Genomic DNA, 16,000 nt, shown 5'->3' on the forward strand with positions numbered 1-16,000 from the left:
TACGCTTTAAGCATGGTCTATTTGACAACTCGCCGCACGGCGCTTCTGGGAATGTATGCAGGAACAACAGTATTTTAGCGTTACTCATCAACTTAATGTAAACCTTGAGCTGATAGAGCAAAATGACTTACCTCAGTCTAAGGCGGCATTTGAAGCCAGCATTCCTGAGCCTTTTACTCTAGCCAACCCTGGGCAGCACCACTCTTTGCTTGGTTTACGAGCCATTAAACAATTGGGTGAAGCTGGCGAGCAGCTATTATCTTACTTGCAAGCCCAAGAGCAAAAGTTAAACCGAGTACTGAGTTATGTATTAGTGCAGCAAGACAGCCCTGAACACCGTACGCTCAGTCATCAATTTGGCGGCTCAGAAATTCATTGCTTTTGGCCACAAGCCCTTGGGTCAGGTCAACTAGTAAAGCTAAAGATTTTCTTACCTGAAGAATCAACCGCGGTTTATTGCTACGGCGAAGTGCAACAAAGCAAAGCCATTGCTCATCGCAGTGAACACTTGGTAGAAATAAACTATACCTTGATCCGAGATGAGGATGTTGAAGCACTGGTTAGAGCCAGCTTACACATTCAAAGCCAGCAGCTAAAAGCCCGAGCAGATGCTCGCCAACAAGCCGAAAAATAAGAGTTATCAGTGTTACTAAATTTACCTTGCCCAGTTGATGCTGGCGACCAAAAGCAAGTAAGCAACTTACCCGGTAGCGCGCTTGCTTTTGTTATTCAAGAATACATCGCGCAACTTGATGCGCCGATCGTGATTTTAACGGAAGATACCCGTAGCGCCCTGCAAATAGAGCGAGAGGTAAACGGCTTAAAACCTCAGCGTGCCTTGCATTTACTACCCGACTGGGAAACCTTGCCTTACGACACTTTCTCACCGCACCAAGATATTGTATCGCAGCGTATTCTTAGCCTTAATCAACTAAGTCACGATAAAAACAGCGTACTTATTGCACCCATCGCTACCTGGCTGCAACGTTGTGCGCCGGCGGAGTTTTTAGCCAAACACAGCTTGCAGCTTAAAGTGGGTCAAAGCTTAAACCTCAATGCTTTTAAAGAGCGTTTAGTTAGCGCCGGTTATCAGCATGTTGACCAAGTAATGGAGCACGGCGAGTTTGCTCTTCGCGGAAGCTTGCTAGACCTGTTCCCCATGGGTAGCAATCTGCCTTTTCGCTTGGACTTTTTTGATGATGAACTAGACAGCATTCGCGAGTTCGATCCCGATACCCAGCGCAGTGCAGAGCAGCACAAAAGCATTACCTTGTTGCCAGCTCACGAATTTCCTACTGATGCTAGCGGTATAGAAACCTTCCGCCAACAGTGGCGCGACCGTTTTGAGCCAAGCCGAGATGCGGGCTCCATTTATCAGCAAGTTAGCAAAGGCATAATGCCTGCCGGTATCGAGTATTACCTGCCACTATTTCATAATCACACCGAAAGCTTAACCGACCAACTGGCCGCTAATACGGTGATTCTTAAAGTGGGCGATTTGGATCATGCCGGTAAGCAGTTTTGGCATGAGTTGGCCGAGCGTTATGAAAACCGTCGCTACGACAAAGCCCGACCAATTTTACCGCCCGACGAGTTATACCAAAGCACCGAGCAGTGCTTTAAAGAGCTAAAACAGTTTGCTGGTGTAAAACTGCATAAAGGGCCAGCTCGCAATAGCCAAGGTAAACTGAACCTCGATGCCCACGCTCTGCCAGATTTAAGCGTAAATCACCGCTTAAATCTGCCGCTACAAGCTTTAAGCCATTATTTGGATCATCACCCACAGCCTAAAACCTGTTTTATCGCCGAAACCGAAGGCCGCCGCGAAGCCTTAAAAAACCTGCTTAGCCCGCTAAAGCTAAAAATTAAAGACGTAGCCAGCATTAGCGACTTTTTAGCCAGCAAAGAAAACTTAGCTATGGTGGTGGCTCCCTTAGATAAAGGCTTTGAACTAAAAGATCCCAACATTCAGCTAATCAGCGAAGTAGATTTGTTGGGCGATAAGGTTCGCGCCAAGCAGCGCAAGGCCTCAAGTAAAACGCTTAATCCAGATGTACTAATCCGCAACTTAGCTGAACTTAGCGTTGGCCAACCAGTGGTTCACATTGAACACGGAGTGGGTCGATATCATGGTTTAAGCAGTTTTGAAAATGGCGGAATTAAAACCGAGTTTTTAACCCTAGAATACGCCAACGAAGCCAAGCTCTATGTGCCAGTTAATGCCTTGCATCTTATCAGCCGCTACTCTGGTGCCAATGATGAAACAGCACCGCTTCACAAACTAGGTAACGACCAGTGGCAAAAAGCCAAAGCAAAAGCAGCTGAAAAAATTAGAGATGTTGCCGCCGAGCTATTAGAAGTGTACGCAAAACGGGCAGCCAAGCCAGGCTTTGGTTATGAGTTGGACGATAACGCTTATCAGCAGTTTTCCGCCGACTTTCCTTTTGAAGAAACCGATGACCAACAACAAGCGATTGGCGCAACCTTGCAGGATATGCAAACACCTAACGCCATGGATCGCCTAGTATGTGGTGACGTAGGCTTTGGTAAGACCGAAGTGGCCATGCGTGCAGCGTTTGTAGCTGTTAATGCCGGTAAACAGGTTGCCGTACTTGTGCCAACTACTCTATTGGCTCAGCAGCACTTCGACAACTTTAGTGACCGCTTTGCCAATTGGCCGATTGAAGTAGCATCCCTGTCTCGCTTCAAGACCACAAAAGAGCAAAATGTGGTGCTAAAAGATTTAGCCGCAGGCAAAGTTGATGTAATCATTGGTACTCATAAGCTGCTAAGTAAAGACGTCAAGTTTGCTGATTTAGGCTTGCTAGTTATAGATGAAGAACACCGCTTTGGGGTACGCCAGAAAGAACAAATTAAAGCGATGCGCGCCAATGTAGATATTCTTACCCTCACCGCTACGCCAATTCCTCGTACTTTGAATATGGCCATGAGCGGCATGCGTGATCTATCGATTATTGCCACACCGCCAGCAAAACGCTTAGCGGTAAAAACCTTTGTACGCCAACATGATTCGGCGCTAATTAAAGAAGCTATTAGCCGCGAAGTAATGCGTGGCGGTCAGGTGTATTTCCTGCATAACAAAGTCGATACCATTGAACGAGTCGCCCAGGAACTTAGAGAATGGTTACCACAAGCGCGCATCACCGTGGCACATGGCCAAATGCGTGAGCGCGAGCTTGAACGGATTATGGGTGACTTCCACCATCAGCGCTTCAATGTATTGGTATGTACCACCATTATCGAAACCGGCATCGATATTCCTAGTGCTAACACCATTATTATCAACCGCGCCGACAATTTTGGTTTAGCTCAGCTTCACCAATTGCGTGGACGTGTTGGCCGCTCACACCACCAAGCCTATGCGTATTTACTCACACCGCCTCCAAAATTAATTACTAAAGATGCCAAAAAGCGTTTAGATGCTATTTCGCAATTAGAAGATTTAGGTGCTGGTTTCACCCTCGCTACCCACGACTTAGAAATACGTGGTGCCGGAGAGCTGTTGGGTGATGACCAAAGTGGACAAATTGAAGCGGTGGGCTTCACGCTGTATATGGAAATGCTAGATAGAGCAGTAACAGCACTTAAAAATGGTCAAGACTTAAACTGGGACTTGAGCCAAAACGACCAGTGTGAAGTTGAACTTCGCTTGCCTGCTTTGCTGCCTGATGATTACATCTTTGATGTAACCACTCGCTTAACCATGTATAAACGCATCGCAAACTGCGCCAACCAAGCAGAGATGCGTGAATTACAAGTAGAACTAATCGACCGCTTTGGCCTATTACCTGAACAAGCAAAGAATCTATTTGATGTTCAAAAACTCAAAATTGATGCAGAGTACTTGGGCATAAAGCGTATTGAAGCTGGACCTAAAGGTGGCCAAGTTGAGTTTGCTGAAAGCACAAAAGTTAATGCCGCTTTTCTAGTAAGCCTGTTACAATCACAGCCAGCTATTTATCGCCTAGAAGGTGCCAACAAACTCAAGTTTGCAGTGCCTAGCGATAGTCCAGAACAACGATTAAGCTTAATCGAATCATTATTGGAGCAATTTACTGCCAATGCGACTAACTCTTAAAACCGCCCTGCCGCTATGTAGCTTAGCTGTAGTAAGCCTTATCAGCCTACCAAGTTTCGCTCAAGAAGAGCCGCGCTGGTTTGACATTGAAGTTATCTTTTTTAAACGCAACGTTAGCGTAGAAAGTAGCCAAGAGTATTGGCCGCAGCCACAAAGCCTTAATGCTAGTACTAGCGAACCTTTATTGGCTCCACTATTTGGTTGCAGCGAAGAGCAAGAGCCTTGCATTGCACCTCGCTTCGATAAGCTACCAGTAAGCATCGATGGCAGAGGCTGGCCAATTAGCGGCGCAACTAAGCGCCAAATGCTCAGTAAAGAGCAACTAGAGCTAAACGAAGAATTCGCCAAACTTAGCCAACACGCAGCATTCACCCCGCTGTTACACTTGGGCTGGCGAGAAATTGTTGCCCCACGTAATCGCGCTAAACACTACCAAGTGCAAGCTGGTGAAGATTTTTCAACCCGCTTCAATCAAGAAGGCCGCTTGTTAGGCTCTGTGAGTTTTTCTAACGAGCAATATCTAGAAGAAAGTCAAAGCTTCGATTTGGCGGCGGAAAATATTTCACTGTTCGATGAACCCACAACTGCTGTGGGCGCTTATGATCTTGAACCAGAGCTCGCTGCAGCAATTTGGGAGCTTGAAGGCGGAATTCGTGTTTACCTGCAGCACTACCTTTATATTGAAAGCGAGTTACTGCTTAAACGTCCTGTTGAAGTAGAGCTGTTGCTAAACGAGCCTGAACCTCAGCTTGAGCAACCTGCGGAATTACCACTACAACAAACTGTTATTGCTGAAGAGACCACTGTAGAAGTTCCTGCCAATGTTGCCGTTGCCGAAGTTGTTGTACCCAGTGAAGAACAACAAGTGGTTGTGTTAAGCGCAGACACTGAAACGGTAGAGCAAGGCAGCTTAATTAGCGAGTATCAAAGCGAAGAGCAATTACACAGCTTTAAGTTCGATCAAAAACGTCGTGTTCGCTCTGGCGAAATTCACTACTTTGACCACCCATTAATGGGCATGTTGATTCAAATTCGTCGCAGCCCAGAAGAGCAAACGAATGCCTCAGTAGAAGTTGAACAGTCAGACACTCAAAGCGAACCAGCTGAAGCGGCGGAGCTTACTAGCGAACAAGCCAGTACCTCTGCTACGCCAGCTTCGTAGTAAGTGTTTTTTGCTAATCAACCCAGCGTGCTATTTGCTTGTGCGCTGTTAAGTAGAACGTGGCTGTTGCTGGCCATAGCTGCCAGCTCTCGACAAACCGGTGACAAGATCCTTGGTCTACTCTACCCCGACCATTTTTGGTTTTACGTTGGTCTGGCTATGGGTGCCCTGCCACTTACTCGGCTAATATTTCCCAAGCTTTGGCAAAAGCTTTCTATTCCCAACCAACTGTGGGGAATTCTTGTGTTATTGCTGGCTGACATTGCCATTCAGGTTCACGCCATCAATCTCAATTATTGGCGTTTTGAAGCCTTAAATGCTGTCACCCTTTGGCTCAGCTTAATGATGGCATTTATCGTGTTTAAATCCGCTGTAGAGAAGCAATAACAGCACCATTAACAGGTGTTAATTCCAGTTTATCTAGCTAAGTCCTTAACCAACTAAAAAAAGCAGCCCTTGAGCTGCTTTTAACTAATACCTGAACCGTCCCAAATAAGGTTGACACTTATCCAACATAAAATTGGAGAGTGTCATGAAAACAACCAGTAAACGTACCCAACGAGATTATTCTCTTGCCTTTAAATTGGCAGTGGTAGACCAAGTTGAAAAAGGCGAAATGCCTTATCGGCAAGCTCAAGACCGTTATGGGAGCCAGGGGCGCTCTACCGTTTTAGTTTGGCTTCGCAAACATGGTCGACTAGATTGGTCTAAAGGAATAGAGCATACGAGAATGGTAGGTACTGCTATGTCAAATTCTTCTTCGCCTCAAACCCCAGAGCAACGCATTAAAGAGCTAGAGGAGCAGCTAGAAGACTCTCAGATGAAAGCTGATTTCTTTGAAGCGGTGGTAAAAGTCATGGATAGAGACTTCGGAGTTCGGCTCTCAAAGAAGCGCAAGGCCGAGTTATTAAGGAAAAAGCGGTCCGAAAGCTAACCGTAACGAAAGCCTGTCACTTCATTGGTATTACACGGCAAGCTTTTTACAAGCGCGGTATTGCCCAGGCTCACCAAATACAAAAAGATGAGTCAGGCTCAACTTTGTGAAAGTACAAAGAATGATGCACCCTCGTATCGGGGCTCGTAAGCTCAAGTACCTACTTGCCCAGAATGATATCGATATTGGCCGAGACCGCTTATTCTCTTTACTGGAATGAATCGATTATTAGTTCATAATCGAAGCGCTTACCATCGAACCACACATAGCAATCATCGTTTTTACTGCCATCCTAACCGCATAAAAGAAGGCCTAATACCCGGTAAACCAGAACAGCTAGGGTTGCTGACATCACTTATTTGGCGACGCGTAGCGAAGAAGCGTATCTCAGTCTAGTGACAGATGCTTACTCAAGAAAAATAGCGGAATATCATCTAGGTAAGGATATGAAAGCGTACACGGTCAAACAAGCATTCTTAAATGCGTTGAAGGAGCGGAGGACTATAGGGGAGCTTGTTCACCACTCTAACCGAGGTGTTCAGTATTGCTCCAGTGAATATCAGGCGATACACCGTCAGCACGATGTCTCTTGTTCAATGACCGACGGGTATGACTGTTATCAGAACGCCCTTGCGGAGAGGATAAATGGAATACTAAAGATGGAGTACTTGCTGAGTAAACCTAAAGACTTAAATGAGGCACGAAAAATGGTCGATGAATCGGTTAAGCTCTACAATGAATATAGGCCTCACGAAGCATTAAAATATAAAACGCCCGATGAAGTGCATCGAGCGTTTTAGTCAATCAAGTGTCAACCCATATCAGGACGGGTCAACCGAACTTTATGCCTAGTGCAACTTAAGCTTAGGTCTTAATACTTGGTTAATTCGTCCTACCAGCATCATCAACCCGGTTTTCATGTAACCATGTAGAGCGATTTGGTGCATGCGATATAAAGAGATATACATAATCCGTGCGATGCGCCCTTCAATCATCATTGAGCCCTGCATCAAGTTACCCATTAATGAGCCTACCGTTGAATAGCGGCTAAGTGATACTAAGGATCCATGGTCTTTATACTCAAACTCTAACAGAGGCTTTTCTTCTATTTGGCGCACAATATTTTTAAACACCAATGTTGCCATTTGATGAGCTGATTGAGCTCGTGGAGGAACAAAGCCATTTTCACCCATTGCGCAGCTAGCACAATCGCCAATAGCATAAATATTGCTGTCTCGAGAAGTTTGTAGAGTTGGCCTAACCACTAACTGATTGATTCGGTTAGTTTCTAATCCACCTAAGTCTTTCATAAACTCCGGGCACTTAATGCCAGCAGCCCACACCATAATATCGGCTTTAATTAACTCACCATCTTTGGTGGTTAAACCCTCTGGGGTCGCTTCTGTCACCATGGTTTTAGTGCGAACATCTACACCCATTTTTTGCAATTCAGAATGGGCAGAGCTAGAAATACGTACTGGTAAAGCCGGTAGAATCTTTTCTCCGGCTTCAACCAAAGTTACCGCCAAGCTAGAGTGACTTAGGTTAGGTACGCCATAGGCGCGTAATTGGTCTAAAGCGTTATGCAGCTCGGCAGAAAGTTCTACGCCAGTTGCGCCAGCGCCTACAATGGCAACGCGTACTTTTTCGCCATTTTGCGCTTCGTCATTTTGCGAGTACTGTAAGAAACGATTGAGCATGCGACGGTGAAATAAATCAGCGCGACTTGGGTTATCGAGGAAAATACAATTATCTTTAACACCTTTGGTATTAAAGTCATTGGAAACCGAACCAATCGCCATGATCAAGTAGTCGTAGTTGAGTTGGCGAGCAGGCAATACTTCTTTGCCCTCTTCTACCATTGGCTTTAAGGTCACTAACTGATCGTCACGATTTACATCAGCTACTTCACCGAGTTGAAACTCAAAACCATGATTAGCGGCATGAGAGCGATAACTAAGTGCATCAATGCCCGCATCTAATGAACCAGTGGCCACTTCGTGCAACAGGGGCTTCCAAAGGTGAGTACGGTTTTTATCTACCAGTACAATACTCGCTTGGCCTTTCTTCCCTAACTTACGCCCTAAACGCGTCGCTAGCTCTAAGCCACCGGCACCACCACCAACTACAACGATTCTAGTCATGCTTGCTTGTTTCCTTGTAACAACTTGAAGTGTTTTTGCTTTACCAAAAAGGCATTTTGTTGATTTTTTGTGCCTTAAACCGCTGGTGAAGCAGCGCTCATTATACGTAACTTGATAGAGATCACAAAAAGAGCGCAATAAAAAAGAGGGATTAAATCCCTCTTTTGACAAAAATTTAAGATTCTACAGGCTTGGTAAACGTTTTGAAGACTTAATCAACTGTAAATGATGGCTAATATCTTTAAATTTATGGCTCTGCTCTTTATCCCAAACTACTTGGTAGAAATCTTTAAGCTCTTGCTCCGACACCTTGTTATCAGTCACTTCGTCGTTTTCCGACAAAATCACGGTGCAATTGCCTTTATTCTTGGTTCTAAATTCTGTAACGCATTTAGAGGCAATATCTATGTATTCTTCTGGACGCTCAATTCGGCCTTGCATATTCACTTCTGGGTGTAAATTAGGGTTAAAAATCACCGAAGGAATACCGCATAAAAAGCCAATCCGCTCGCTCCAATAACCGCCTAAGCCTACGCCACAAATCACCACTTCTTCGTCAGCACTTAACATTAACTGTTTGTGCACTTCTTTAAGAAGATGGCTCATGTCATGCCTTGGGTGAATAGTACTGTAGCTAATCGGTCGCACGTCTGGATCGACAAATTGCAACTGCAGCACTTTTTCGTGGTTACCCGGACTTGTTGAGTCAAAGCCGTGTAGATAAATAATCATCTCGCTTTACCTTCCTTAGAATCACACACTAAAAACAAGTGTATTTATAAACTGTTTGTTTCACTACTCATTTGCGCTATTTTCGCAGCGCGAGCGGCAATTTCTTTATACTGAGCTTGCGCTTCTAACTCAGACCAACTAAGTGGATAGGCTTTGCCTACTAAACGTTCACCGGCGGGCACTTGAGTATGCTCTAGACCATCTAGCAAACTAATGCTTGCTTGTCGATCATTACAGGCGAGCAACAAATCGCAGCCAGCATTTAATGCTTGTTTAGCACGAGCAACATGATCGCCCGCCACCGCTGCACCTTTCATGCTTAAATCATCACTAAATACTAAGCCTCTAAAAACCAAGTTTTTGCGCAGAATTTGTTGCAACCAAACTTTTGAAAAGCCTGCTGGCTTATCATCAACTTGCGAATAAATAACATGCGCTGGCATCACCGCATCTAATTTATTCTGAGCAATCAGCGAGGCAAACACTTGCATGTCATGTTGCTGAATGTCGGCAAAAGAACGGTTATCACGCGCTTCTAAATGGTGGGTATCCGCCTTAACATTACCATGACCAGGAAAGTGTTTACCGGTGGCTTTCATACCAGCCATTGCCATGCCGTCAATAAATGCACTGGCAAGTTGAGTAATCTGTTCAGGATTATCGCTAAAGGCACGTTGACCAATAACGTCACTTACACCATTAATATCTAACACCGGCGCAAAGCTAATATCAATGTCGCAGGCCCGCAGCTCAACCGCCATTAACCAACCTAATTGCTTCGACCATTCAATGCTAGGCAAACCTAGCTTATTGCCGGTGTTGGCAATTTGACCCATTGCAGGGATGGCTGAAAACTGCGCCCTAAAGCGCTGAACGCGGCCGCCTTCATGATCAACAGCAATTAACAAACGCTGGTTGCTAGCTGCTCTTATGGTTCGTACTAGCTCTATTAATTGAGCGCGGTCTTGATAATTACGACTAAACAAAATCACCCCAGCAACCAAAGGATGCTGGAGCATTTCAGCTTCTTCAGCACTCAACTCGGTGCCGAGTAAATCTATAAAAAGTGGGCCCATTAATCACTACCAACCAAAGGTTGATTTAGTTTCGGCCTTGCGGATCTCTGTCTCATCAGCCCACTCTACTAGACCGGTTTTTAAATCCATTAATCGCATTGTCATTTTGTAATAAACGTCTTTAGTCTTTTTGTTGGTTTTTACGATACTGGCAAGGTTACCGTAGAGCATGTATTCGGCGCCAACCTGTTGGCCAAAAGCAATCGCTTTTGAGGGGTCAACTAAACCACCATCATTCTGAAAATCGAGCTGCTCTCGCACTTCATTCACGCGGCTCATATCAACAAAGCGGAATTTGCCGGATTGCAATAACTTGGTGCTGATGGAATCAGTTACCGATTCGGTATCGATGTGTTCAGTAGTTTTATTTTTGATCCGTTCAACAAACACAATCGGACGATTATTGGCGGTGATTTCTGCTAACAAAGGAGATGAGATCATAGAATCAGTCATTTCGCCAGCAATCTTTTGCAAATCAGTCGAGCCAAAAGCAACATCTACAGTTTCAACTTCTTGTGGGTCGCCATAGCTCACCTGAGTTGAACACCCAGTTAAGGTAAATGCGAGAACAGATGCTGCTAATACAAGTTTTTTCATGGGATATCTCTCTGTTATTCAACTTCTCTAACATAAATTTTGAAATGGTTAGCGTTGTTGACCAACGCCACCGATTGGACCTGAATTTGTTGCTTGCCGTGCAAGCTTAGCGGCGTCCATGCTGTAGTTGCGTTATTCAATTGCACATTGTTACTGTCGTACCAATAAAAACGATACTGTAAATTTAAGTCACCTTTGTATAAAGATTGTATTGTGGCAACACCGCGAAGGCGATCCATCCCTTGATGGGTTGCCGCATCAATAATGGTAAGTTTACGACCTAGGTTTAGGTTATCTACAATTAGCCATTGTTTACCATCAGGTTTGTCTGAGTCGGCTGCAATTCCTGAAGTATCAGTGGTGCACCCAACCAACAATGCACTTAGTAACAGCAAATATTTCATAGCTTTACCCTCTTCATAAGTTAAATACTTGAGCAGGAGCACCCAAATCATTGGTTAATACCAAGGTAACCCTTCTAGGCCTTAAAGTAATGCTTGTAGATGGTTCAATTAACCCTTCAAATTCTAGAGTATGTTCACCAACAGGCAAAGCTTTAACGGCAATCTGTGCTAAAGCGGGCAAGGTTTGCCAACTACGTGTATCGGCTCGCTCTGAAGCAACATTGTAAATATTGACTAAAGCGTTTGCCCAATTTTCTTCGTCATCAGCCTTATCTTTGTTCACTTCTCGCCTAAATTGGTCTTTGGTGATAACCCGTAAGATTTGCCGCAGTAAGATGCCGGGCAAATCTTGCTGCAGCTGTTTAGCAGCTAAAGCATCAAACTGTACTAAACGCTCTGTGGCAAACTGTTCACCATTAACCGCTAGCTTTTGTGGAATGCTTACTTGAGCATTCCCCCTCATAATGGGCAACGCAACCGTGTAGGTTTCCCAACGATTATGGTTATACAGTGGCAAAGTAAAACGCGCTTCTTGACGAGCGGCAACAATGGACTGTTCATGAAGAACAATCAGCAAGCCTTGTTGTTTACTTAAGGGAATGGCTTCAGCTGGGGTATATTTTTTATAGTCACTCATCGAGAGCTTCTTGCCAAGGCGGGCAACTTCGGCCTGTAAATAGCTGTTGTTAGGCGCCAAGGCCAAGGCTTTTCGGTAATCGATGTAAGCATCATCCTCTTGCCCCGCTGCTAAGTACAATACAGCTGATAACGCAAAGGTTAAACCATTTTGAAAAGCATTCTCCAAGGCTTTATCTTGAGTGTTTAATTGCGGGTATTCTTGCATTAAATCGTCGTACTGCGCTTTATAATCCCGTAATTGCTCTTCTAAGCTGATTGGCGCTTCTTGCATAGCTTGTTGTTGAATCATTCCCGCACGGCGTACCTCAATCAATGCCGACTCTAAACCATTGCTATGCAGGTAATTTATCGCCTGGTAATGATGCAGCATAACCTGTTCGTAAACGGGAATATGGTACTCAATAAAGTTGTCGTTGGTCGCTAAGGCCGAAACATTCTGTAAGCCCGTTGATAAACGGTACTCGGCTTGTCGAGATAACCAAGCGAGCTGTTCGTCAACGGTAGTGAAATGCGCTTGGCTTTGTTCAAAATCGCCGGCTAAGTAACTCATCCGGCCTTTTTCTAATTGCTTAAGATAGTAGCTATTATCGCCTTGTTTACCTTCGGCCAATAAATCAGAGGCAAGCTCAAATTTTCCTGATCCTAATTGGTAACGGCTAGCGCGCAATTGCTCGTCATAGCTCACAAAAAGATCACTGAAAACTGCACTGCTGCAACCAAGCAATACTATGCTAGAAATAAATGCAGCCAGAAACACACGCGGTTTATGCGAAAGAAAGTGGGGAAACCGAGGGTTTACTAACATGCACTTAAACATGCGTGGTACTAAGGCCATTTGTCTAGGCTAAAACTCATCTGGATGAAGAACCTTATTTATAAACTATTTTGCGATGCAGGCCCAACTTAGCGGTAGCTTATTTAGCAAAAAACCGCCCTAGTTGTATTTTATTTGAACGATTAGCTATAGATTAAAGTTTAAAAGGTAAAGTCTTAGTTAAATCAGCCGCTAATATCAGTATAAAAGCGGCCTGCGCGAGTAGAGTTGTGATCTCTTACATAGTAAGAACAGCCAACACAGGGCATACTTTTAACAAAATAAAACAATATAAAAACTATAAATAGCTAACAAGATCGGTTGGTCGAGGAATTATGAAAAAAAAGTCACTGAACGTAGCCTCATCGCTCCAATTTTTTAAAAATATTTCTATTGTTCATCGAGTAAACATTGGTTTTGGCTTTCTGGTTTTAATGATGGTACTCACCAATGTATTGTCGTTACAAACTGGCAGCCGCTTTAACCAACAGCTTGATACCGTAACAGAGGAAGCCACGCCATTAGTGCTACAAAGTAGTCAATTTGCGGTAGATTTACTCACCGCAGATAAATACTTTAAAGACGCCCTAACCTCTAGTGAATCTGATGTTATTAAAGCCAGTAGCGAGGCTTTTGAGCAAAGCGAGTTAGTATTTATTTCTTCTCTTGGTACTTTGCGCTCAATGTCAGAAGGCAATAACGAGTTGGAATCTCGACTAGATGCCCTAAACGCTCTAGATCAAAATTACTTCCAAGTGGCTAAACAGGTAATGAATGACAACATTAATTACTTGGAAGACTTACAAGCTGTTAAGCGCAGTACCAACCAATTGTCGGTAATGTTGCCGCAACTTAAGAAAAACCTATCTGATAAAGTAGCTGCATTGAACGATGACTACATTCGTTGGGCGGCAGAGAGCTTCTTAAACGCTATGGCCGTTATCGAGCTTAATACCTTAGAAGGCTTAAATACTAGCCAATCTAAAAAAGTGTCGGTTATTCTTAAGCGCAATAACAAGCTAATCAAAAACTTCTTAAGTGCTACCTCTGACTTAGAAGAAGAAATCCCAGAATTACGTAACGATATGGGCCATCAGATTGACCAGTTCGTTAAAGACTCGACCAAGTCTGACGGTGTGTTAGCGGCTCATCTAAAGGTAACACAAGACAACGAAGCCATTGCGCAACGTGTTAGTGAGACTTCTGTTCAAATTACCGAAGCCATTAGCCAGCTTTCTAGCATCAATGACATCGCAAACGCTCAGGTTGATAATGCCTCAGAAAACGCGAATAAAATGCTAGAAGCTAGCCGCATACAGCTAATTACAGCAATGGTTATAGTGATTCCGCTAGCGCTATTAGTTGCTTGGAACGTAGCAAGCTCAATCAAGCAACCACTTAACTTATTGCTAAAAACCCTTAAAGCGGCAGCCGCCGGTGATATGACCGAAACCGTAAAATACCAAAGTACCAACGAATTTGGCCAACTGGCTGATTCAGCCAACAGTATGATGGAACAAATGCGCTCGGTGTTAAATGACATAAGCGAAGCAGCAGAAAGCCTTTCTAATGTTTCTAACGGTAACTCTACTACCCTCAATACCGCCAAGGTTGAATTGGATAATCAACGCCAAGAAACAGCGTCTGTTGCAGCAGCGATGACGGAAATGGAGCAATCGGTTAGAGAAGTAGCTAAGAGCGCTAACATTACTTTAGAAAAAGTAATGGAAGTTGAAGAAGCCGCAAACTCTGGTCGACAAGTAATGAGCAACAACATCACCACTACCCATCAATTGTCTGAAAAATTAGGCCACAGTAGTTCAGTGATCGGTGAAGTTGACAGTATGAGTAATAGCATTGGCTCTATCTTAGATGTAATTAGAGGCATTGCTGACCAAACTAACTTGCTTGCCTTAAATGCGGCAATTGAGGCTGCTCGAGCCGGTGAACAAGGCCGCGGTTTTGCTGTGGTTGCTGATGAGGTACGTGTACTAGCACAGAAAACCACCAACTCAACAACAGAGATTCAATCTATGATTGAGAACCTGCAAAAGAGTGCCCAGCGTGCTGTATCGGTAATGTCAGAGTGTTCTTCTGAGATGCAAGCTAGTATTTCTCAAAGCTCAGATGCTAACGGTGCAATGGAAGAAATTCAGGGTATTATTACCCAAATATCTGATATGAGTAGCCAGATTGCTGCGGCGGCAGAACAACAACAAGCAACGGGCGCAGAGATATCCAACAACCTTAACCGTATCTCAGACATCAGTGACGAGAACTATCAAAGCATTGAAATTGTAACCAGCACCAGTGAAGAACTTGGTGAGTTAGCTGGCCAACAAGACTCACTAGTGAAGCGCTTTACCTTATAGCGTTAAGCTTTGTAATAGAAACACAATTAGAAAGGCTCCAATAGGAGCCTTTTTGTTATCTATATACTTCTGAAATAGCGCCTTTACCAACGCCTTCGTAGGCAATAACCTTTAAGCTATGTCCTTCCATCACCTTGGCTAAAGTAGATGCAATATATGCAGCTAAGTTTTCTACAGTAGTCTCACAAGGCAGAATATCTGTTTCTTGTTTTGGCAGTACCAGTTCAAAGAAACCTTGCGGCGATTGATAGGCAAAGGCGTAATGCTCTTGCCAGGCCTGTTGCTGATAAAAGCTAATATCCTGTTGGCTAATCTCGTCACTTTCGCTACCAAGGTAAATATTGCGCCACTTCATTGCCCAACTGGTAGCTAAATCAATGTCATATTCGCCATCAACCTGAATTTCGATGGTAGAGCGATGCCCGTGAGCGATACGCTGGCAGTTGCCATCGTGCTTTTTCAAGCCGTGACTGTAGTGATAATAAGGACCATCGATAGATTCATGGCGTAAAGTAATGCCCAAATCTTGAATATTAGATGGCAGTTGTTCCAATACTACACTTTTTACATAGGCAGTTAAGGCGTCGTTACTCACCTCTACCGAATCAATAAAAGTGTAAGCTTCGTCGGGGCAACGTAAATGAATGCTCTTGCCTTGCGGTCGCATAAAGTCTAACTGGGTATAACCCCCACTAGCGTTAACTTTGCATAGCGGTGAGCGACTAGGTACCAGCAGTTTGTGATCAACTTTTTCGTCAATTAAGCGCTTAATCAGTTTTTTTACTTGACCAAAATCTAACAACATATCCATATCATTAAGTGAACCACCTAATTCAATGTCTACCAACCAACTCTCCCCCACTAAACCACGGTCTGGGCAAAGATAGGTTGAGTCAATAACAGTTAAATCTTTTACAAATAGTTTCATATTAATGCTCATAAACACGAATGCGGCTCATTATAGCGGCAAGCACATAGATTAGTCATTGCCTGAATACACCAGCCGTCCAAACAAACAAGAATTATG

General features: G+C 44.0%; 12 protein-coding genes and 1 pseudogene. 6 read left to right on the forward strand and 7 right to left on the reverse strand.

The annotated features are described in order from the left end of the window. Positions 1–55 precede the first annotated feature (55 nt). From K5609_RS12230 to K5609_RS12250, 5 genes and pseudogenes are all read left to right on the forward strand, one after another. Positions 56–634 (forward strand): hypothetical protein, encoded by a 579-nt coding sequence (locus K5609_RS12230; RefSeq protein ID WP_221073891.1) that lies wholly within the window; start codon positions 56–58, stop codon positions 632–634. A 9-nt stretch (positions 635–643) separates the two neighbouring features. After that, positions 644–4,099, forward strand: a complete 3,456-nt coding sequence (gene mfd / locus K5609_RS12235) for a transcription-repair coupling factor (RefSeq protein ID WP_221073892.1) — start codon at positions 644–646, stop codon at positions 4,097–4,099. Further along, positions 4,083–5,261 (forward strand): CsiV family protein, encoded by a 1,179-nt coding sequence (locus K5609_RS12240; protein ID WP_221073893.1) that lies wholly within the window; start codon positions 4,083–4,085, stop codon positions 5,259–5,261. Before mfd ends, K5609_RS12240 begins: the two co-directional genes overlap by 17 nt. Positions 5,262–5,264: 3 nt before the next feature. Continuing rightward, complete coding sequence (locus K5609_RS12245) at positions 5,265–5,648, forward strand: DUF2919 family protein (RefSeq protein WP_221073894.1); 384 nt, start codon at positions 5,265–5,267, stop codon at positions 5,646–5,648. Positions 5,649–5,793: 145 nt separating this feature from the next. Continuing rightward, positions 5,794–6,995: pseudogene (locus K5609_RS12250) on the forward strand (IS3 family transposase). A gap of 48 nt (positions 6,996–7,043) precedes the next feature. Here the strand turns inward: K5609_RS12250 and K5609_RS12255 are convergent. From K5609_RS12255 to K5609_RS12280, 6 genes are all read right to left on the reverse strand, one after another. Beyond that, the gene (locus K5609_RS12255) at positions 7,044–8,339 is read right to left on the reverse strand and encodes an NAD(P)/FAD-dependent oxidoreductase (protein WP_221073895.1); all 1,296 of its coding nucleotides are present in this window, start codon (positions 8,337–8,339) and stop codon (positions 7,044–7,046) included. A gap of 183 nt (positions 8,340–8,522) precedes the next feature. After that, positions 8,523–9,071 carry an alpha/beta hydrolase YcfP gene (ycfP, locus tag K5609_RS12260; protein ID WP_221073896.1) on the reverse strand — a complete coding sequence of 183 codons (549 nt, stop codon included), beginning with the start codon at positions 9,069–9,071 and terminating at the stop codon, positions 8,523–8,525. A 44-nt stretch (positions 9,072–9,115) separates the two neighbouring features. Next, the gene (nagZ, locus tag K5609_RS12265; protein ID WP_221073897.1) at positions 9,116–10,147 is read right to left on the reverse strand and encodes a beta-N-acetylhexosaminidase; all 1,032 of its coding nucleotides are present in this window, start codon (positions 10,145–10,147) and stop codon (positions 9,116–9,118) included. Positions 10,148–10,153: 6 nt separating this feature from the next. Next, positions 10,154–10,744 carry a penicillin-binding protein activator LpoB gene (lpoB, locus tag K5609_RS12270; RefSeq protein ID WP_040307368.1) on the reverse strand — a complete coding sequence of 197 codons (591 nt, stop codon included), beginning with the start codon at positions 10,742–10,744 and terminating at the stop codon, positions 10,154–10,156. 14 nt (positions 10,745–10,758) lie between these two features. Beyond that, a complete protein-coding gene (locus K5609_RS12275) occupies positions 10,759–11,148 on the reverse strand; it encodes a YcfL family putative periplasmic lipoprotein (RefSeq protein WP_221073898.1) in 390 nt (129 codons plus the stop codon). A gap of 13 nt (positions 11,149–11,161) precedes the next feature. Then, positions 11,162–12,622, reverse strand: a complete 1,461-nt coding sequence (locus tag K5609_RS12280) for a COG3014 family protein (protein WP_221073899.1) — start codon at positions 12,620–12,622, stop codon at positions 11,162–11,164. Between the two features lie 314 nt (positions 12,623–12,936). On the opposite strand from K5609_RS12280, the gene K5609_RS12285 reads away from it, so the two are divergent. Continuing rightward, positions 12,937–14,973: a methyl-accepting chemotaxis protein gene (locus K5609_RS12285; RefSeq protein ID WP_221073900.1), complete on the forward strand. Its 2,037-nt coding sequence runs from the start codon at positions 12,937–12,939 to the stop codon at positions 14,971–14,973. A 55-nt stretch (positions 14,974–15,028) separates the two neighbouring features. Here the strand turns inward: K5609_RS12285 and K5609_RS12290 are convergent, their stop codons facing one another. Then, a complete protein-coding gene (locus tag K5609_RS12290; RefSeq protein ID WP_221073901.1) occupies positions 15,029–15,901 on the reverse strand; it encodes a 6-carboxytetrahydropterin synthase in 873 nt (290 codons plus the stop codon). Positions 15,902–16,000: the final 99 nt, after the last annotated feature.

The organism is Agarivorans aestuarii (assembly GCF_019670125.1).
Taxonomy (GTDB): Bacteria; Pseudomonadota; Gammaproteobacteria; order Enterobacterales; family Celerinatantimonadaceae; genus Agarivorans; species Agarivorans aestuarii.